This is a genomic window from Candidatus Omnitrophota bacterium (genome assembly GCA_041648975.1).
Lineage (GTDB): Bacteria > Omnitrophota > Gorgyraeia > 2-01-FULL-45-10 > 2-01-FULL-45-10 > JAQUSE01.
The window spans coordinates 15,365-35,006 of record JBAZNZ010000023.1; the positions used below are offsets into that span (position 1 = coordinate 15,365).

The following is a 19,642-nucleotide window of genomic DNA, read 5'->3' on the forward strand; positions in this document are numbered from 1 at the left end:
CTTATCTCCTTTATAATGTTCTTGAGTCATACGCCCAATGAAGGACTGCCTGCCGCTGCCTGGGCCTGCAGGCAATATCCGCCTTCTTACAGTTTTTCTTAATTTGAGCGATATGCCTTTTTATCGCCTTCCATCTCTTTATCTGGCGCTCATCCTCTTCCGGCAGGCGCCGCCCCATATAATAACGGCAATACCACTGGAACCATCCACGGGGATCATCCGGATATATCCATCCTTTTTTTCTCCATACAGAAAGAGGCTGGCTCGCGTTTATACCGAAATAATTTAAGTTTGCGTCATGTTTTTCCGGACACAGCCTGGCTTTTTTATACCATGATCCGGGGAATTCCTTTTGGCAATCGGTCATGTATTTCCCGCCGAAAACGCCCATCTCCAGCATCTCTTTCGGGGTAAGTTGAGGCTTAAATTCCGGGTGGAAGTTTTTACCGGCGGGCTCCGTCAGATAATAACGGTAATTTCTCTGCATTTTATCGTTAATAATTATGGTTTTTTTCATATATCCTGGCGCTTTTGTAGTATTTATAAACGAGATGTTTGCTGAGGTTTTCGCTTTCATCGTCTTATCGCCTAATCTTTCATGATAATAGATAAATTCGCCCTGGCTAACATCTGCTTCCAGACATCGAACTTTATAAGTTTCATCGCTTCATCCATGACGAGCCATTTGTGGTCTACCATCTCCTGCATGTCGACCTTTACGTCCGCTGTCTTCGACTCGCATAAAAAAAATATCGCGTGCTTTTCGATGATACTTCCCTTGTTCGGACCTCTGTTACTGACCGTATTATAAACGTTCTCTTCCCTGAAACCGTCCACGAATCGTATGCCTGAGATACCCGCTTCCTCCATTATCTCCCTGGCGGCGGCCTCCTTTTCGGATTCTCCGGATTCGATGTGCCCTTTAGGGAATACCCACATCCTGTTCTTACGGCTGTAGATGAGGAGAAAAAGAGGCTTACCCTCCTCTTTCCTGAAGATTATCGCCCCTGCCGAAAATTCTTTTTCCACACGACCCCCCTGAAAAATAATACTGCGCTATTATATCACCCTGACAAGCGGCGGAACAAAGCATTTTTCTTTATTGGGAAAAGTGTTCCATTTTATTTTACGTACGCGCAACCGGGGATACGGAATCCCCGCGCGATGTTATCCCTTATCGGGACGCAGGTGAAACCTCTGCCTGAAACCGTTTTTTGCGGGCCGAGCCGGTTATCATAAACACGACAGGCGTATCTGCCCGACTCTTCCTTTATGAGGTTCGCGCAAGGGTCGTTGCTTGCGCCGCAGCACTCCCCGCAGCGTTTACAGAGCGATTCATTCCGCGCGGTCTGCTTTTCCAGACATTCTTTATACGACAGCTCGTCCATGTCCCATATTTTAAGATGTGAAATAACGCATGTCAAGCTGCTAATATTCTTCTTGCCCACAGCGCGTAAATAGCATATAATACACGTGTTATGAAGAAAAACCTCGCTTCGATAATAACCATAGCCCTTGTCATTATCGCTATCCTCTTCCTTAAAGACTTCTTTTCCCGGACCGGAGAGATAGGCCTCTCTCAGATGAATAAGACATTCGTCGTCAAGGGCGACGTAAAGATCAAGAAAGCGGAACAGGATACCGGCTGGCAGGAGATGAACACCTCCGTCATATTGAGGAAGGGAGACGTCATCGAGACAGGGAAAGATTCGTCGGTCGATATACTCATGGGCGAGAACGCCAATAAAGCCATAAAGATCAAAGAGAAGAGCCGCATAGAATTCGAAGGCATAAACCCCACCTCCCTTAACTGCTCTAACGGGAAAGTGCTCGTCACCCTGAAAAAGCTGGAACCCAGATCATCATTCGTCGTAAAGACGCCTGTCGGGATATGCGGAGCGAGGTCGACGGCATGGTCGGTAGAAGCCGTTCCGGGCAGCGCCGCTATATGCGTATTCGAGCATAATGTCTTCGCGTACGGCGCGGACCGGGCCGGGAAGCGGCGCGGGGAACAGTTCACGATCGAAGAGAACAGGAGGAAGGTGCTGACGGAGGACGGGAAGATAAGCGAGCCGATGGATATCGGCGAAGCGGATAACATATACTGGAAGCGCTGGAATAAGAACGTCTCATATCTGCGGGAAGGCAAAATACTGATAAACGATTTCGACAGGAAAGAGTATTTCAATAACATCGACGGCGAGTTCGGCGTATGGAACGTCTTCTACGGCGACCCTAACCAGAGCTGCCGTGATGAGTTGGTGGAATCGGACAGGCCGGAAGACGCGGGATACATAGAAAAATTGTCTTACGATGTCGACTCGCAATTCGCCGCGTATAACGGGTTCTTTACTAAATTGTTGAATATCGACATCTCTAATTACAAATATCTCGTCTTCTATATCAAAGGCGACACCGCGGCGGGATTCACGACGTCGCTTAAGATCGAATTAAAGAACTCAAAGCAGACCGGCAAGACCTCCCTGGACGGCATCACCGGCGAATGGAAGAGGATGGTCATCCCGATCGAGAGTTTCGGTGGCATCAACGATTTTAAGGCTGTGACGGAATTGGTAATAGTATTCGCGGATATCGAGGTGAGCAGGAAAGAAGGCGTTATCTACATCGACGATATCTATTTCTCAAAGACGAAACCCGCCGACAAACCGTAATAATATCATATAAGCGACAGCGCTATCATAAGGACGGTGCTCAGGATCTGGCCGCCGACCACTATCGCGTTCTTTTTGATATTCCTGCGCTTCATCTCGCTGGCGATCGAACACACAGCTGTAAGATATACTATCCTCTCGGCGTTCTGCTTCTCCGAAAGCTCGCTTGCCGAATCCATGTAATAAGGGTCTGTCTTCGGCAGGAGGGCGTCGTACAATTTTATCAGGTCATCCTCTCCCCAGGCGGAGAGATTGGCCTTTTCATACTTCACTTCGAATATGCCGGAATTCTTCAGGTATTGCGATCTTCTCTTGCCCAGGAGCTCCAGATATTCCTCGAGCGCCAGGTTGCGCGCTATGACATCTTCCCATGTATCATGTTTGACGTTATATATGAGGGCGACTACTTTGAGCGCCTTTTCGTCGTCGAGCTCTTTGAAATCCTTGAATTCCTTGCCCTCCACCTTGAAATCACTGGGATATCGCATGGTGGCGCATCCCGACAGCGCGACGCTTAACGAGACAAGCAAAGCCGTTAATCTTATATAGCCCGCCTCCATATTTATACCTGTTTAAAGTTTATATACATCCGGCCTGCGGTCCCGGAATACCTTCATCTTGTTCCGGATCTCGTCGACTTTTCCTATGTCGATCGCGGCCGTAATAAGCTCTTCCTTTGCGGCGCTTGCTTCCGCCACCGTCTCGCCCCACGGGCCTATGATCGCGGAGTTGCCGCAGTATGCGATCCTCCCGTCTATGCCGAAATCCTCAACGCCGACCTGGTTGGCGGCGATCATGAATAGCTGATCTTCGATGGCCCGGGCCCGGATGAGAGTCTTCCAGTGGGCGAGTTTCGCGCGGGGGAACGCGGCAGGCAAAAATATCATCCTGGCGCCTTTCATGGCGTAGGCCCTGAAGAGCTCCGGGAAACGGATGTCATAGCATATCGCCAGACCTGCCCTGGCCCACGGCGTATCTACTACGCTTAGAGAATTCCCGGGAGCTACATTCCTGTCTTCGCGGATCGCGCCGAAAAGGTGGATCTTGCGATACGTCCCGGCTATGTCACCGTCGGGATTGAACATCATCGAGGCGTTAGAGGCCTTGCCCTTAGCGTCGGGGGCAAGTATTGAACCGTTTATCCATATGCCGAAGCGCCTGGCCATATCCGCGATATTGCCCACAATTTCATCTGTTTCGCAAACCAGGCCTTTATTTGCGGCCCAGTCAAAACCTGTAGTCCACATCTCCGGGAAGCATATAATATCGCTCCCCTTCTTTTTCGCTTTAGCGACGAATGCCTCGGCTTTTTCCAGGTTCTTCCCGGGCCTCGCTACTGCGACCTTCATCTGCGCGATAGAAATTTTTAGTTTAGCCGCCACCTTTAATGTCCTTTTTTACACCACTTTCCTGCCTAATGCCTCAGCCTTCTCGAGTATGGTCGGCTCCTTTGACTTGACCAGGCCTTCTCGATATCGGCTAATTCGCCGACGACGAGATCGGCGCGTTTCAAATATGCGGCGGGCAGGCTAGTCGATACGGCCACGCAATACATCCCCGCCCTCTTCGCCGATTCTACTCCGTAAGGCGCATTCTCTACTACAACGCATTCCTCCGGCGCTACCTTCAGCATACGGGCGGCTTTCAGGTACGGCTCGGGGGAGGGCTTCCCCCTCCTGACATGGTTCCCGGCCACGATACAGTCGAACATATTGCGTATGGCCGGCGGGAGGATCTTCTTCACGTGTGTATCGCTCGATCCGGTGACAAGCCCGATAAGGCATCCCTTCTTTTTAAGGGCCGCGAGGATCTTCTCCACATCCTTAAATATATATCTCCTGAAATATTTTTTGAATACGCGCTGTCGAACCTTGAATATATCCCTTAAGAGGCGCCTGGTGGGCCTGACGCCCGCCCTCTTCATGAAAAAACGGAGGGATTTTTCCCACTTTTCGCCTTCTTTCTCGTAGACGTCGAAACAGCTTACCCTTACGCCGTACGGCCTCAAAGCCTCATACCACGCTATGAAATGGTACGGCATCGAATCGACTATCACGCCGTCCATGTCGAATATCACCGCACGCGGCTTCATCACTTCTCCTTCTTATCCTGCCTCTCAACCCACGCCTTGTAGGCCATTCCTCGCTCTGTCTGGATCTTTTCTATCGTCCGGCCGATCTCGTCATATTCCGGGTCGACGCCGTATTTGTAAGACCGCTGGTCTTTCTCCAGGCCTGCGACCTGTCCCTCGAGAGAATCGACGAGCCCGATAAGTTCGTCCCGGCTCATCGCGTTGAAATCGGGCACCTGAGGGGCTTGAGGGACCGCTACGCCAACTCTTATCGTCTCACGCAAATTGGGATGGACGTTATCGTCCACCAATCCTATCTCAAGCGAGTTCAAACCATTTTTCATCGCTTCCATCTGGTCCGTATTAAGTTTGAAGACGCATTGCTCACCCGGAATATCGCCGTCGGCAGCCAGCACAAGAAGCCCCAGTCCTATAGCCATGCCGGCCTTACCTATCCCCTGCTCAAGTCCGCTGCCGCTTACATGTACCTGTGTTCCTATAGCCGCGAAGACGACCGCCGCCGGGATACGGAAAAGCGACTCTTCCTTGACGAAGAACTTGCCGCTCGAATCGGGCCTTATTCTCTCGCCGCCTATATTCAATTTAATGCCGGAGATCTTCCACTTCCTGAACTCCGCGCCCTTGCCTGTGGCGATCGCGGAAACGCCGAGCGTCATGCCTTCAGGCGCGGGCCGGTAAAGCAACCCGACGTCACACGAGGCCTGTTCCAGCTTGAATCTCTTATACTCAAGAAGTTCCTCGGAAAACCCGGATACGGCGCCGGACGCGACTATCGCCAGGACGCATAATATTACGATCGGATATTTCATCGCCATGTGGCATGCGGCTTATTTCGCAGCGGAATACGGTGGTAGTCGAACTTTGAATGCCCTATAAGCATCGCGCCGAAACAGCTCGTCCTTTTTGACAGGCCCGCAAGGCGCCGCGCGTCATCGCTCATATTGACCGCCATGTGTACGTAGCCTGCCCAGCATGCGCCCAGGCCGTATGAGGCCGCGGCAAGCTCCATATAGGTAAGGGCTATCGTACATGCCTGCGGGGCGGTCATGTCGTCTTTAAGCGAATAGGTTAATATTAGGTGGGGGGCGCCGCGGCAGATCCAGTCATGCCCTTCGTCCCACGCCTTTATTATGTTTTCCATATGAAGCGCCGCGGCAAGCGGCGAGGCGGACTTTACGAGCGATCTCATCCATTCGATGGTAAGCTCCGCCATCTGCCGGACTTTTTGCGTATCGTATAATACGGCCCAACAGACCGGCTGCCTGTTAATTCCGGACGGGGCGTAAGAAGCTATATCGATAAGCTTTTCGATCGTTTGTTTTTCAACGGCTTCATCTTTGTAGACGCGGATGGATCTTCTTCCCTTTAAGAAAGGCTCTATTCTTTCGGGTCCGACGCGCCAATCGGATCTAAGCGTCGGGCATGACGCGGCGGGCATATCGGCAAGCGACAGCGCTCCGGAAGGGCATACGGCAACGCAGTGGCCGCATTTTATACACGCCTTCTCGCCCCACTCGATCATGACCGGCAGGCGGCTCACCCTGTCGATCTTCAGGATCTGCAGCGGGCATACGACGGCGCACTTGCCGTCTCCTCCGCATTTATCTTTATTAACAGTGATCGATGACATAAAGTATAAAGGATCTATCTTGCCAGGGTATAGGCCAGAGCGGATATCACCGCCGAACACGGGATCGTAAGTACCCACGCCCATACGATCCGCCCGGCGATGCCCCACTTGACCGCGCTTAAACGTTTGAGCGAACCTACACCCATTATGGCTCCGGTAATAGTGTGCGTAGTGCTTACCGGTATGCCGAATGCCGTCGATACGAACAATGTGATGGCCGCGCCGCCCTCGGCGCAGAATCCGTCCACAGGCCTCAGCTTCGCGACCTTCTGGCCCATCGTCTTGACTATCCGCCATCCGCCGAACATGGTACCGAGCGCGATAGCGCTATAACAAAGTACGACTACCCAGAACGGGATATGGAATGTGCCTCCCAATAGCCCCGCGCTGAACAGGAGGCTCGCGATTATACCCATCGTCTTCTGCGCGTCATTGCCTCCGTGTCCCATGCTGTATAAAGCGGCTGAGATGAGCTGGCCTTTCCTGAATATATGGTCTACCTTATGCGGCGAGCTGTTTTGAAATAACCTGTAAACGACAATGCCCAGCCCCAGACCCAGGATGAGACCTATAACCGGAGAAATGATAATAAACGCGACCGTTTTCAAGATGCCGTTCCATACCAGAGAGCCGGGCCCTGCCTTGACAAGCGCCGCTCCTATCATACCGCCTATCAGGGCGTGCGATGAACTCGTCGGCAACCCAAGATACCACGTTATGATATTCCATCCGCAGGCGCCTACGAGGGTCCCGAAGATGATCCCCTTATCGATTATCGTTATGTCTATTATACCTTTGCCTATGGTATTTGCGACATGAAGGCCGAAGAAGAGGAAGGCGACGAAATTGAAGAATGCGGCCCAGATTACGGCATACCGCGGTGAGAGCACACGCGTCGAGACGATAGTCGCGATGGAGTTTGCGGAATCATGAAAGCCGTTAAGGAAATCGAAGAGAAGGGCTAACGCTATTAAACCAAGTATCGCGAAAGTCATGAATTTAAGCCTGTTTTACGAGTATCGACTCCACTACATGCGCCACGTCTTCGCAGACATCGAGGACAGTTTCAGCTTCCTGGTATATCTCTTTCCACTTTATCACGGCGATAGGGTCTTTTGACGTCTCGAAAAGCTCCCCCAGCGCTTCGTCCCTCATGGAATCACCCACGTTCTCAAGACGGTTTATCTCCACGCATGCCCTTGAAACAAAATTCGGATGCTTTATCTTGCGCATGCCTTTTACGGCGCAGGCGACGGCGCGGACGGATTCCTCTATCACGTCGGCGAACTTTACAAGGTACTTGTCGACGCCGGATATCCTGTACACCTTCATACGGCTGACGATCGTATTGAGCATATCTACTATATCGTCTATCTCTTTCGCCAGGTAGTGGATGTCCTCGCGGTCAAACGGCGTTATGAACGTCTTATCGAGACGGTCGATAATATCATGCGCGACATCGTCGCCCTGGTGTTCCAGTTCGCGCATCTTATTGATCGCGCTTTCATCTATGACGCCCCCGGATGCCAATCCTTTGAAATAACCCGCGGCCTCAACGGCGCAGTCGACCTGCTTATCAAACAGGTCAAAAAAATTGTAGTCCTTCGGAAGAAAATTAAAACCCATCACATGCTCCTTTTTTGATCAATATTCTACCGAATCGATAAACGACCGGCTCTTTATCTTTTCCGGCTCCACTTCACCTGAGAAGACGCAGTCCGCGATATACTGTTTATTGCCGGAGGCAGGGCTCGCCACCTCAACCTGAGTGTGGGTCGCGTCTATCTCCTTAAAAAATATCCCGACCGGAGTGGTATTCGGATCGAGATAATATATGGCTATCATGTCCTTGGTCCTGGCGTATATCGGAGCCCTCGGCACTTTCTTAAGCAGCTTCTCGGTATTTTCATAGCATGTCTTGTAATCGCAATCGAGGACCTTGACGAGCGCGTCTTTCCGGCAAGCCTCTATGTCTTTCGTGGATATGCCCGCGACTACCTTCAGGTTCTCCCGGAAAGAGGCGCACCCGGACATCGACATAATAAGGACCGCTGACGCAAATATCACGGATAGATATGATGATCTCATACTACCACCCCTCGCCTGCTTTGTACTGCACCGCTATGCTCGTCACGACGCTGGAGCCGGAAGGCTCATCATAATATTCTATCGCTACGTAATCGCCCTTATTGATATCGGACAATTTTATATCGCTCGCGTCTTCCGCCGTGATGGTCGCGTTCTTATCTATGGAGAAGCCTGTATTTTTGATACCTCTTATCTTTATCTGCGATCCGCGATCGTCGACCGTCGTAACATAGCCTTCGACGGTCATCAACTCCCGGCCTTCGGCCTCATCCTGGCAATAGCATGGAGTCGCCGCGGCCGCGCACATCATGACCGTTAAAACAACCGCTATATTTTTTATCATATGTATATCCTCATTAAGATATGAATATTTTACCCGATAAGCGCGCATTTGACAAATAGAAACGTATGCGGGAGCCTATCTCTGCATCTTCAGGAAATACCCTTTCAAATATTCCGTCTCTGGTATCGCCCTGACTATGGGATGATCTTCCGCCTGATGGCATCTCTTAAGTATAGAGAACGACTTTCCCGCGGCGGCAGCCGACTCTTTCAATATCGTCGAAAAGGTCTCGTTGGGCATGCTGTGGGAACAGGAGAAAGTCGCCAGGATCCCTTCCTCCGCTAATGCCCCCATGGCAAGCGTGTTCAGTTCTTTATACCCCTTCGACGCGCTCACCAGGGATCCCCTTGTCTTTAAAAACGACGGGGGATCCACTATAACGAGGTCGAATTTTTCACCGGAAGCGTGTATCTCTTTTAATGCCTTGAACGCGTCCTCTTTTATGAATTCAATATTGCCGGAGACGCCGTTCAGGACAGCGTTCTTCCCGGCGAGAGAGAGCCATTCCCCTTTTATGTCGACGCCGCGGACACTCTTCGCGCCGTAGAGGGCGGCGGAGACCGAAAATGCCCCGGTATAGCAGAAGAGGTCGAGCGCGTTCTTCCCTTTCGCGAGGCCCTCCAGCCCAAGGCGCGACTTCCGCTGGTCCAGGTAAAAACCCGTCTTATGGCCGTTCTCTATGTCTACCAGGAACTTCGCCCGTCCTTCGCGTATCTCTATCACGGTATCTCCGGGCGCGCCGTGCCATATCTTGATGTCCTTCAATCCTTCGATCTTCCTGAAAGGAGATTCGCTCTTTTCGTACAGATGCTTCGGTTTTAATATCGACATGAGGCCGTCTATAATGACAGGTTTGAACTTCTCCATGCCGAGCGTCAGGACCTGGAATACCGCCGTATCGCGGTATATGTCGACTATCAGCCCCGGCAAAGCGTCCGCTTCGCTGAATATCACCCTGTACGCGTCGGTCACGCCCGACAGAGGCTCTCTCTTCTTATAGGCCGCCTCTATCCGGTGGTGAAAGAACTCTTTGTCTATCCCGGCCTTTTCAAAACTGAGTATCCTGACGGAGATCTCCGACCTGGGATTATAGTACCCGACGCCGATAAATTTGTTCCCGGAGTCTACTATTGAAACGAGTTCTCCCGGCTTTATGGCGGCATCGGTCTTGCGGACCTGGTTCTTGAATATCCACGGGTGGCCGGGCATTATCCTGCCGAGCCTGCCGCTTCTTAATTGTATCGTCTTATCCCCCATAACCTTCCCTTCCTCACAACCAGCCGCAGAACGCGAATGCCGCTATCGTCTTGGCGTCCACTATCCTGCCTTCCCTGAACAGCTTCCTGATCCCGCTTTTTGTGAATACGCGGGACTCTATCACTTCGTCTTTCTCGTTCTTAAGTTCCGCCTTCTTAAGGCGCCGGGCTTTATATATGAATATCCGCTCTGTCGAATATCCGGGAACCGGATATATCTTCCCGAGAAGCGTGAATTTTCCGGCCGAGTATCCGATCTCTTCCACGATCTCCCGCTTCGCGCACTCGAGCGGGGTTTCATTGCCGTCGATAGTGCCGGCCGGCAGTTCATAGATATAAGAATTAATGACGGGCCTTAACTGCCTCAGCAACACCACTTTGTCTTTGGATAGAAGAGGAACGATAAGGCTCGCCCCTGGATGTTTTATCGTCTCGAGAGTTGCTACATATCCGTTCGGGAGCTTCACACGTTTCACGATCAGCTTTATCAGCCTGCCGTTAAATACCACTTTATCTTTTCGCGCTTTCATATCAGTCCCGGGCCCTCAAGTACAGGTTGAGGCCCCTTTCTTTTAAATAGTCGAGCTTACCCCTTAAATCCGTTTCCTGATTGGTGGGGTACACGGCGAATCCGGCCGACGCATTGGCGGATGGCACGTCTTCATATTGAAGGTACCTCTCCACCCACATCATTTTACCATAAATTAGCGTCCTTAGGTTATCTGTATCGGCCCGGTCCAGGGGAAATGATCCTATTATTAAAATGGCTAATATTAGCGGGAAGACCAGGTTCGCGTTTGCCGGCGCGAAGATAAATAGCCAATATGCCCGGTATAACATAAGGCATATAACGCGAGTACGCGTAGTAGTACCCGGCGGAACTCGCCCTGCCTACAATAACTAGCGAGCCGATATAGGTCCTTCGTCGGACTGCAGTCTAACTGCATCCTCCTCAGGATCATTTTTTGCCCCGACAAAGTCTACAGGAAAAAAATGGTGCCGAGAGGCAGAATTGAACTGCCTACGCCCGCGTTTTCAGCGCGGCGCTCTACCAATGAGCTATCTCGGCACTATTGTATGACTTCTGGTGCTAATTTTTAAATAACCTAACACAAAACAAAAATTCCGTCAATACTATTTTCCCGCCCCGGGGTATTCCACCCCTTTCAGCCTGTCGACGTAATGCCCGGCGTTGAATGCCGCAGTGGCGCCGTCGCCTGTCGCCGTAACGACCTGCCTCAGGAGCTTCTTCCTTATATCGCCGCAGGCAAATATGCCGTCTACAGACGTCCGCATATCGTCATCCGTGACTACATATCCTTTTTCGTCCGTCTTTACCACATTCTTTACGACATCGGAATTAGGCGTAATTCCTATGAAAATAAATACCCCGCTCGCCTTCAATTCGCCTGTTTTACCGGTATTTACGTCTTTTATCTTAACAGCTTCACACTTGCCCTTGCCGGTTATCTCCGTCGCCACAGAATCAAGACACAATTCTATCTTTTTGTTCTCTCTCACCCGCTCCTGCAGTATCTTTGTCGCCCTTAACATGTTTCGGCGGTGGACGATCGTCACCTTGTTAACGAATTTCGTCAAGAATAACGCGTCTTCGAGGGCCGTGTCTCCTCCGCCGACGACTACGACGTCCTTACCCTTGAAGAGCGGCCCATCGCATGTAGCGCAATAAGAGACGCCCCTGCCCGTCAGCTCTTTCTCTCCGGGTATGCCCAATAAATTCCATCGCGCGCCCGTCGCTATTATCAGGGAGAGGGTTTTCAGTTCTCCGCCTTCGGCAAGCTTAACCGAGAACGCGCCCTTATCGTCCTTATTTCCCGCAACGGCAATAGCTTCCGCCGTCCTTACCTCGAGTCCGAAACGGCATGCCTGTTTAGCCATCCAATCCGAAAGCTCCGCCCCGCCTATCCCGTCAGGAAATCCGGGAAAATTCTCTATCCTCTCGGTCAACAGCGCCTGGCCGCCGCACAGGCCGGACTTCTCCAGCAGCACGGCCTTCATCCGCGCCCTCGATGCGTAGAGGCCCGCCGTCAGTCCCGCCGGCCCGCCGCCGGCTATAACGACGTCAAAAATTTCACTCATGACTTTCCGAGTTTGATGTAGTACTTACCGTAATAATATTCATTCAAGTTCTCGCCTTTTGCCGCCAATTTCTTCCTCGATTTCTGCCTCTTCTGCCTCTGCTTGATCTTCATCTGATACTGGCTCTTCAGTCCCATCATTTCCCCCTTTTATTTTCTCGCGGTATGCGCAAAATACACTACTCCCAATAATAAGAAAACGGCGTTGGGCAGCGACACGCCGGCAAACGCCGGGACCGTCCCGCGCAGGGCAAGCGCTATCCCTCCGAGGAACATCCCCCAGTATACCGTAAATATCACAAGGCTGATGCCGAAGCCTATCGATTTTTCGCTGCGGTGCGCCCTTATACCCAGCGGTATCCCGACGAGTACGAGGACGAACGACGCCACCGACATATTGACCTTTTTATATATCTCCACCCAGAGGGGCGTCGGGTCTATCCCCTGCGACACGGAACGCCTTATCTCCGCCTTAAGCTCCTTTATGGTCATCTCCCTCGTCTTCTTATTGACCTTCTCTTTCTTGATTATCTTCGATAGGTCGAGCGTCATATTGTACGTCTTGAAATTCAATTTATAGAAGCTGTCCGGTTCCGTAGGCGACGGCTCTTCGCTCGTCCCGTTGAAGAGCCTCAGTTCCACCAGGTTCTTGTCCGGCATGGTATTGACTTCCCCGGATTCCGCGACGATCGTGCGCGTCGCCTTCCCCTCCTGGGGCTGGTAGACCCTGATATTTTTCAGTATATTGCCTTTTACTTCGTGGATGAATATGACGTAATTCCCGAAGCCCCTTATGAAAGTGCCCGCCTCCAGGTAAGCGGTGGGGCTGCGCATCCCTATGTCCCTTACGACCCTCCTCGACGCGAAACTGGCTTCGGGCGACACCTGGTCGTTCATAAAGAAAGCGGTAAAACTGAATATCACGCCAAGAAGCAGCACGGGGACCGATATCCTGTACAGGCCGACCCCGCTCGCCTTCATCGCCGTAAGCTCGCCGTCGCTTGAGAACCTCCCGAACGTCAGTATGACGCCGGTGAGCGTGGCTATCGGCAGGGTGAAACTTAAAAGCCACGGTATAAGGTATAAAAATAATTTCAGGACGGAGAACATATCCACGCCCTTATTTATGACGAGGTCGGCGAGCTGTATGATATTACCGACGAGGAGAACGAACGTGAATACGACGATCGACATGAAGAAGGAGTGAAAGAACTCTTTTAATATGTAGTCTCTTAATATGCGCATTGTCGGGATCTGTCAGTAGAGAACGTCTTTAACAAAATAGAGGAGCTCTTTCCACATATAGTATGTCAGGAACTCCCAGAGAGGCGGGAATATCTTTCGCACCTCGTAATCCACGTAATCGCCGTATACCCTGACGACCACATAATGCAGGAACCCGCCGTCCGATTCCGGCACCTGGATGAACATCCCGCCGCCGCCGGACGTTATATATGTGACCCCGCCGTACCGGCCTTCTTTGAACATATGTTCGTGGCCCGACAATACCATATCGACCTTATACTTTTCACAGAGTTTCATGAACTTATAGGACCACGGGCTCAATTCCGGCCTGTACCACGATTGCTGATACGGGGAGAGCGGCGCTTTATGCAGCATCACGAACCTGTGAGCGTACGCCTGGGACCTCTCCAGCTCCTTCTCGAGCCACGCGAACTTCTCCTCATCGATATCGCCGGATATGTTATCCGCGATGATAAAATACGAATTCCTGTCGGCAAAGGCCATTTCATACTTCCCGATATATTTTTCAAAGAACTTTATGCCGCCCCTATCGTCGTCGTGGTTGCCTATAGCGCTCACAACGGGCCATTTTATCAGGGAGCGTATCTTGTTATACGTCTTATAGTCCCATTCGGATCCCCTTAAAGTAACGTCGCCTAAAATGGCGACAAAATCTATCGGGAGTTTCTTGAACCTGTCTTCTCTGTTAATATGGCGAGCGAGTTTTAGAGTGGCGCTGTCATTGTATATGAGCCCCGCGTGGTTATCTCCGAGTACTATGAACTGGAAATTATTCCCGTCGTTTCCGGCCAACCGGCTGACTGCCCGGTCGTTCGTATACGGCTCGGGATCCTTCGTCATATATAGCGAGGCCACAGGAATGAGCGAATATATCGCCGCCGCCAGGACCAGCACGATCAATATTTTAACAAATTTCTTCATCTTAACTCTCCGTCGGATAATATGTTACAACTTTACTGGCGATATGTCAATAGGAGATATGGGGATGAAAAGAATAAGATGTATAAGAGAAGGGAAACGTTTTTCCTTATTGAAATTTTCGCAGGAGCTGGCGTCCTTTTAGCGATAGTCCCTCGTAGTCTCGGTCTAACTATGGCTACTCGGGATCATTTTTTGCCCTGACGAAATCTACAGGCAAAAAATGGCGGTGTGTTCTCCGCCTTGTTCGAACATACTTCAGGGGTACCCCTGAAAAAAAAATCGTCATTGCGAGGCGCGAAGCGCCGAAGTAATCTAAAAGACCTTCAACCCTGCTCGGCTTCGCCACCCCGCTTTGGAGAGGTTTTCGCGCGTCCAGGATCAATTCCTGGTAAATGGCCATCATGCCAGCGTTAATCCAGCCACATATCGCAAAAATACCATACTTCGACTCGCTTCGCTCGCTCAGTATGGCCCTGAGCCTGCCGAAGGGCCATTTACTACACGCTCCAAAAAGTAAGCCGGATCAGAGATAAATCGGCCTATTCCAGAGATTATTAGTCTCGAGAGACGCTAAGCCTTGAAAGTTCGGTGAGATTGCCGCTTATCAGCGCTATCTTCTTGCTCTTAGTCCAACGCTTGATCTGAGCTTCACGCTTAAGAGCCGCAGAGTGATTGGGCTGGGGTTCCTGGTAGATAAGTTTAACAGGGGTGCGGGTTTGAGTATAATTTCCGCCTTTTTTGGCATTATGTTCTTTTATTCGTCGAGGAATATCGGTAGTAATGCCGGTGTAAAACGTAGCATCAGCGCATTGAATTATGTAGACGTGCCACATATGCTCCTCTGCTCCTCGTGTGGTGGTTCGGCGCGCTCGCCTGAAACGAGCGACAGCTCGCTTGCTCACCACCATGGTGAGCAAGGAAAAACCTCCCTACTATTTAACAGGAGAGAGGTTTTTCCGCGTCGAACCATGGTAGCCGTGGGCCGTGAGCCTACGGCAAAGTATCTCTAATTTCTACAAGTGTGTTATAGTAGCAATGCGCCGCAATATCAAGAAATTTTCGAGTTCAGAGATAATATCCCTCGGTGATTTTCGGTGTCCGAACAGACAAAACAAGCTAAATTATGTCCACTTTGTCCGGTCATTTTTGGAGTAAACTTACATAACTCTTTATAAATCAAATCGTTACAAAATGTCCACTCCGTCGAGGTGGACATTGGCCTATTCTCACTTTTTACTGCTTCATCATCTAACTTTAATTAGCAGAATCGGTGTTATGCGTGCAGAGCTTTTATAACAGCCCGTGGATTGCTCTCGGTCACTTTAAGTAAGGCAAATGCCGGGCCGCGAGGCCTTCTACGCCCTTGTTCCCAATTTTGCAGAGTATCGATACTCACGCCTATCATACGCGCAAACGATGCCTGAGAGGCACGAAGTTTAAGTCGTATATCTCTAATCATGTGGGGATTAAATTTAGTAACTCGCCCTGCCTTAAGTTTGCCGGCATGTATTTTCCTAGCCTGATCTATGCTAGTTAATAACTCTTTAAATTCTCTATTTTTCATAAGACACCTTCCTTTACGTAGTTTCTTAACACTTTCAATTGCTCATTGGTAAGGTCTTTTTGTTCTGACTTCTTATAAGGATATAAGAGATATATCTTTTGATCTCGCGCATATACATAATATATAACTCTTATTCCACCACTTTTACCCTTACCAGCAATACGCCATCTTAATTTCCTTATACCGCCTCCATGCGGTATGACTGGACCTGCCTCGGGATTAACTGCTAAACGCCACTGCATATCGGCATATTCATCATCCGAAAGTATATCAATTATCTTCTTAGTAAAAATGGGTGTTTCTATAAGCTCCATATTCCTCCTGCATATTAAGCATACGTCATTGGCGTATATTTGTCAAGCCCTGATAAGAACTTTTTTTATTTTCGTTTAATAGTGTTTATTTGTCTTTTGATGGGCAAATATAATAAATCTAGCAACAGTTTTGCCTTATCAATTATTTCATTATCATACCCTTCTTTGCCCGATCTTAGCGCTTCCTTTGGGAAGATCCATAGCTCTTTCCTTCTGGTAAGCGTATTTACGCTACTCCAATACTATGTGGCGGCCAATTTTGAAGATATTTTCTCCTTATTAAGAATGCTGCTAAAGTAGTATCGTCATTTTTAACTGCATATTTTTGATAATATTTAGCTGCATCTTCGGGATTATTAATAATTTTTTTCCATAACTCAATTTTTCTTTTCTCTTCTTCGCTGAAAGCACTCGGCGCTTGTTTATCTGATATTTCTATTAGTTTTTCTAGTGTAATATTAAACTCTATTTTTGTATGCACAAAGGAATAATCATTTTCGAGCGCATCGTCATAATTTTGTGCATTTAATGGCGCAGGGAAATGTTCCCAATATAATTTAATAACTTCGAGATGATTTTCTAATCCCCTACTAGCAGCTGCATGAATACGCGCAATCTCTTCTTTGTTATCTTTATTACCAGACCACAATTGATATAAAACATAGAAAAAGTTCTCTTCTTTGTCATATATAATATCATTTCCGCTCAAATATCGGCCATCAGCTTCGTTAAAAACATGTTGTATTGCTTTGAGTATTCCATCCTTATCAATTTCAAGCATTGTTTCGAAGGCATTTTGAAGTCTAAAATGAATATCAGAACTGCCACCTCTTTCATCATTGGCAAACGAATTGATAACGACAAATTTTGATCCGGTGTCTACGCTTGCAGAATTTAATAATGTCGTAAATAAATTAATGGCAGAGATTGCATATTCGCTATTTTTTTTGTTGTGTCGCAGGTCTTCTATCACTTCTAGAAGCTGAAAGCAAAATTGATATAACGCATCTGCCAGAACCGTTTCTCTTTGAGTTGCACTGGGCTGTAGTTTTATCGTCATATTAATAATTCTATTACATAGCGTTGTAGCAACATCTAAATTTAGTCGCACGGGTGATTTTTTAATATCGCGCAGCATATGTGAATAACTAATCAAAATCGAATTTTCTAGATTTCCTAGATCGAGTTTCATTTGTTCATGCCCTCTATATATGTTAATTAACTTCTTTTTTGTGTCCTCTGCAAATTCGCTGATAAGCGTTAAATAATCATAGAGCCTATGGGGGTCAGATAAAGTTCCATCATAATTAATCCCGCTTTCTGGGGCATCCAAGTTATTAACTCTATCAATATAGGAATGTGATATTGCCGCAACTAAATTTGCAAAATACGGATTTTTCCATTTATCATATTCTTCTTTTGGTATATCAAGAATATCCCTTATCCATTTTAATAGTTTTTCTTCTTCCTTTTCATTTTTTTCAGCAGTCATTTTTTCCAAATTTCTTCGCCCAATTTCAATAATCATATCTTTTGCATCTATCTTGCCTTCTGATTCTCGATATAGACCCTCGACTGTCATGCTAAAAAATCTTATGAGGTCGCTATGTTTTATTTTGATATAAGACATTAATAGGATATCGCTAAATCGGATGGCATCTTTTCTTTCGTAACCATTATAATCTCGAAAAGCTCTGTAAAAAAATTCTACATCTAAAATGCATCTGTTTATTGTCCTTGGCGACTCATCTAGCAGTATATTAATAACAAAACTAATGGAAGACTTTTCATCCAAAAATCTATTAATAGGATTAATGGCAATGCGCTCAATATCTTCGTTACTATTAGGGAGTCCTTCAATATTATTAGCCTTTTTGAATGCAATTAGTTTTTGAATAATGAAATCTTCTCTAATCTCCTGTTGTATGGGAGGCAAAAACAGATGATGAGATATATTTTTTGGATTATCTATAAAGAAATTTTTTACCAAATACTGAATTTCTTTATTTTCAGCTGTTTGCATAAGTCCAGTAAAATCGTCCCCTACGCAAACCATAAAAATGATTCTAATGGGAAGCCCTTCCCTCCCTTTCATTTTGAAGCGTTCAATTGTCTCTATCACCCTGTAAGTTTCCACCAAAGGAGACCTTTCAAATTCATCAATCACAATTATCCATAAATTTTCTTTGAATTCTGAAATATTGCCAAAAAGCGCTGCCACCTCGTTAGTCACAAAGCAGTTATTATTGTTATTATTTTTATCACACACTTTAGTTCTCGTAGGAAGAGGCGCAAAATTAATTTTTAGGCAACAATTCATAAGTTCGAGATAAAAATTGTTCCCTGATTCCCTAAAAATCGAGTTCATCAATGGGATATATTCTGTTACTTGTATTTTTGGATATCTAGAATTTAATGTTTCATGCCACCGCTCTGAGAACAACCTTGAAAAGCCTTTTACCTCATTTGTTTCAGTCAATGATATATAAGAGTAAAGAATGTCATTTTGATCGAATGATTCTATTATCATTCTTGCAAGAGAAGATTTACCACTACCATCCCTACCATGCACCGCAACAACAGTTACATAATCTTGGCTAGCACTGATAGCTTGAGCAGCATTTTTTGCAATGTCAGCAAAACGGAGTGCATCTCGATCCAAACCTACGGAATCTGGTGAAAAACGGAAATTATCATTAACTTTAGATTTTGGAATTTTCCTATATATAATACTGCCTAATAAAATTATGCTAAGATAAGTGGCATAAAAAAATAGAGCGCGTGGGTTCGATATTATTATTTCTTTCCACTTTAAATGGTGAATTTGTGAATCCCATAAATATAATATTACGGGTAGCGCAAATATTGCATCCCAAAATAGATAATAAACCCACGATGATTGACTACAAATTTTTTGCTTGCGTAATGTTGTTCTGAAAAATAAGACCCCGCTAATAGAAAAATAAAGTACCATCATTGAAACTATAAATAACCACTTAAATCCGGAAAACCAGTCACTCTTCCAAAATTTCATCTCAGGAAGGGCGCATCCTAACAGAATAGTAACTATTATGATACACAATAGCGTAAGCTTTGAACGGACTATGAATAGCCCTTTACTATTTATACTCATCTATACCCCTATATTTTTGATACACCATAACCTAACCTTGTTTATTGTAGCACCATTAATAGTAGTTTTCACTATTTTTGGCTTATTTTTTTGGCTTATTTCCAACCAGGCCATTTACTAGAGATAAATCCAGCCAAATATCGACCAATTCCTGGTAAATGGCCATCATGCCAGCGTTAATCCAGCCACATATCGCAAAAATACCATACTTCGACTCGCTTCGCTCGCTCAGTATGGCCCTGAGCCTGCCGAAGGGCCATTTAC

General features: G+C 47.7%; 24 protein-coding genes and 1 tRNA gene. 1 reads left to right on the forward strand and 24 read right to left on the reverse strand.

The window, feature by feature from the left end; translation table 11 throughout:
* Window positions 1–10: 10 nt before the first annotated feature.
* From WC592_07690 to WC592_07700, 3 genes are all read right to left on the reverse strand, one after another.
* Window positions 11–517, reverse strand: coding sequence for a hypothetical protein (locus tag WC592_07690; protein MFA4982329.1), 507 nt, complete (start codon window positions 515–517; stop codon window positions 11–13).
* A 71-nt stretch (window positions 518–588) separates the two neighbouring features.
* Window positions 589–1,029: an NUDIX domain-containing protein gene (locus tag WC592_07695; GenBank protein MFA4982330.1), complete on the reverse strand. Its 441-nt coding sequence runs from the start codon at window positions 1,027–1,029 to the stop codon at window positions 589–591.
* 92 nt (window positions 1,030–1,121) lie between these two features.
* A complete protein-coding gene (locus WC592_07700) occupies window positions 1,122–1,388 on the reverse strand; it encodes a hypothetical protein (GenBank protein ID MFA4982331.1) in 267 nt (88 codons plus the stop codon).
* 90 nt (window positions 1,389–1,478) lie between these two features.
* On the opposite strand from WC592_07700, the gene WC592_07705 reads away from it, so the two are divergent.
* Window positions 1,479–2,672, forward strand: coding sequence for a FecR family protein (locus WC592_07705; protein MFA4982332.1), 1,194 nt, complete (start codon window positions 1,479–1,481; stop codon window positions 2,670–2,672).
* 5 nt (window positions 2,673–2,677) lie between these two features.
* On the opposite strand, the gene WC592_07710 is transcribed toward WC592_07705, so the two are convergent.
* From WC592_07710 to WC592_07810, 21 genes are all read right to left on the reverse strand, one after another.
* Window positions 2,678–3,202 carry a hypothetical protein gene (locus tag WC592_07710; GenBank protein MFA4982333.1) on the reverse strand — a complete coding sequence of 175 codons (525 nt, stop codon included), beginning with the start codon at window positions 3,200–3,202 and terminating at the stop codon, window positions 2,678–2,680.
* A 42-nt stretch (window positions 3,203–3,244) separates the two neighbouring features.
* Complete coding sequence (locus WC592_07715; protein MFA4982334.1) at window positions 3,245–4,054, reverse strand: nitrilase-related carbon-nitrogen hydrolase; 810 nt, start codon at window positions 4,052–4,054, stop codon at window positions 3,245–3,247.
* Between the two features lie 32 nt (window positions 4,055–4,086).
* Window positions 4,087–4,764 (reverse strand): HAD family phosphatase, encoded by a 678-nt coding sequence (locus WC592_07720; GenBank protein MFA4982335.1) that lies wholly within the window; start codon window positions 4,762–4,764, stop codon window positions 4,087–4,089.
* A complete protein-coding gene (locus tag WC592_07725; protein MFA4982336.1) occupies window positions 4,764–5,573 on the reverse strand; it encodes a hypothetical protein in 810 nt (269 codons plus the stop codon). The genes WC592_07720 and WC592_07725 overlap by 1 nt, the downstream gene beginning before the upstream one ends.
* Window positions 5,570–6,394, reverse strand: coding sequence for a nitroreductase family protein (locus tag WC592_07730; protein MFA4982337.1), 825 nt, complete (start codon window positions 6,392–6,394; stop codon window positions 5,570–5,572). Before WC592_07730 ends, WC592_07725 begins: the two co-directional genes overlap by 4 nt.
* 14 nt (window positions 6,395–6,408) lie before the next feature.
* Window positions 6,409–7,389: an inorganic phosphate transporter gene (locus WC592_07735; GenBank protein MFA4982338.1), complete on the reverse strand. Its 981-nt coding sequence runs from the start codon at window positions 7,387–7,389 to the stop codon at window positions 6,409–6,411.
* 4 nt (window positions 7,390–7,393) lie between these two features.
* On the reverse strand, window positions 7,394–8,020 hold the full coding sequence (locus WC592_07740; GenBank protein MFA4982339.1) for a DUF47 family protein: 627 nt from the start codon (window positions 8,018–8,020) through the stop codon (window positions 7,394–7,396).
* A gap of 18 nt (window positions 8,021–8,038) precedes the next feature.
* Window positions 8,039–8,482, reverse strand: a complete 444-nt coding sequence (locus WC592_07745; GenBank protein ID MFA4982340.1) for a hypothetical protein — start codon at window positions 8,480–8,482, stop codon at window positions 8,039–8,041.
* A gap of 1 nt (window position 8,483) precedes the next feature.
* Window positions 8,484–8,825, reverse strand: coding sequence for a hypothetical protein (locus WC592_07750; GenBank protein MFA4982341.1), 342 nt, complete (start codon window positions 8,823–8,825; stop codon window positions 8,484–8,486).
* Window positions 8,826–8,900: 75 nt separating this feature from the next.
* Complete coding sequence (locus WC592_07755) at window positions 8,901–10,082, reverse strand: class I SAM-dependent rRNA methyltransferase (GenBank protein ID MFA4982342.1); 1,182 nt, start codon at window positions 10,080–10,082, stop codon at window positions 8,901–8,903.
* A 13-nt stretch (window positions 10,083–10,095) separates the two neighbouring features.
* Window positions 10,096–10,611: an NUDIX hydrolase gene (locus tag WC592_07760; protein ID MFA4982343.1), complete on the reverse strand. Its 516-nt coding sequence runs from the start codon at window positions 10,609–10,611 to the stop codon at window positions 10,096–10,098.
* A gap of 464 nt (window positions 10,612–11,075) precedes the next feature.
* Window positions 11,076–11,150 (reverse strand) — tRNA-Phe (locus WC592_07765).
* 65 nt (window positions 11,151–11,215) lie between these two features.
* Window positions 11,216–12,181, reverse strand: coding sequence for a thioredoxin-disulfide reductase (gene trxB, locus WC592_07770; protein MFA4982344.1), 966 nt, complete (start codon window positions 12,179–12,181; stop codon window positions 11,216–11,218).
* A complete protein-coding gene (locus tag WC592_07775) occupies window positions 12,178–12,321 on the reverse strand; it encodes a hypothetical protein (GenBank protein ID MFA4982345.1) in 144 nt (47 codons plus the stop codon). Before WC592_07775 ends, trxB begins: the two co-directional genes overlap by 4 nt.
* A gap of 9 nt (window positions 12,322–12,330) precedes the next feature.
* Window positions 12,331–13,425 carry an LptF/LptG family permease gene (locus WC592_07780; GenBank protein MFA4982346.1) on the reverse strand — a complete coding sequence of 365 codons (1,095 nt, stop codon included), beginning with the start codon at window positions 13,423–13,425 and terminating at the stop codon, window positions 12,331–12,333.
* Window positions 13,426–13,437: 12 nt separating this feature from the next.
* On the reverse strand, window positions 13,438–14,367 hold the full coding sequence (locus tag WC592_07785) for a metallophosphoesterase (GenBank protein MFA4982347.1): 930 nt from the start codon (window positions 14,365–14,367) through the stop codon (window positions 13,438–13,440).
* 554 nt (window positions 14,368–14,921) lie between these two features.
* On the reverse strand, window positions 14,922–15,200 hold the full coding sequence (locus WC592_07790) for a GIY-YIG nuclease family protein (protein ID MFA4982348.1): 279 nt from the start codon (window positions 15,198–15,200) through the stop codon (window positions 14,922–14,924).
* Window positions 15,201–15,640: 440 nt separating this feature from the next.
* Window positions 15,641–15,931 carry a NadS family protein gene (nadS, locus tag WC592_07795; GenBank protein ID MFA4982349.1) on the reverse strand — a complete coding sequence of 97 codons (291 nt, stop codon included), beginning with the start codon at window positions 15,929–15,931 and terminating at the stop codon, window positions 15,641–15,643.
* Window positions 15,928–16,245 (reverse strand): type II toxin-antitoxin system RelE/ParE family toxin, encoded by a 318-nt coding sequence (locus tag WC592_07800; protein MFA4982350.1) that lies wholly within the window; start codon window positions 16,243–16,245, stop codon window positions 15,928–15,930. Before WC592_07800 ends, nadS begins: the two co-directional genes overlap by 4 nt.
* A gap of 226 nt (window positions 16,246–16,471) precedes the next feature.
* Entirely contained in the window at window positions 16,472–19,279 is a 2,808-nt protein-coding gene (locus WC592_07805; GenBank protein ID MFA4982351.1) for a P-loop NTPase fold protein, read from the reverse strand.
* Window positions 19,280–19,460: 181 nt separating this feature from the next.
* The coding region (locus WC592_07810) for a hypothetical protein (GenBank protein MFA4982352.1) at window positions 19,461–19,642 on the reverse strand (182 nt) is incomplete at its 5' end.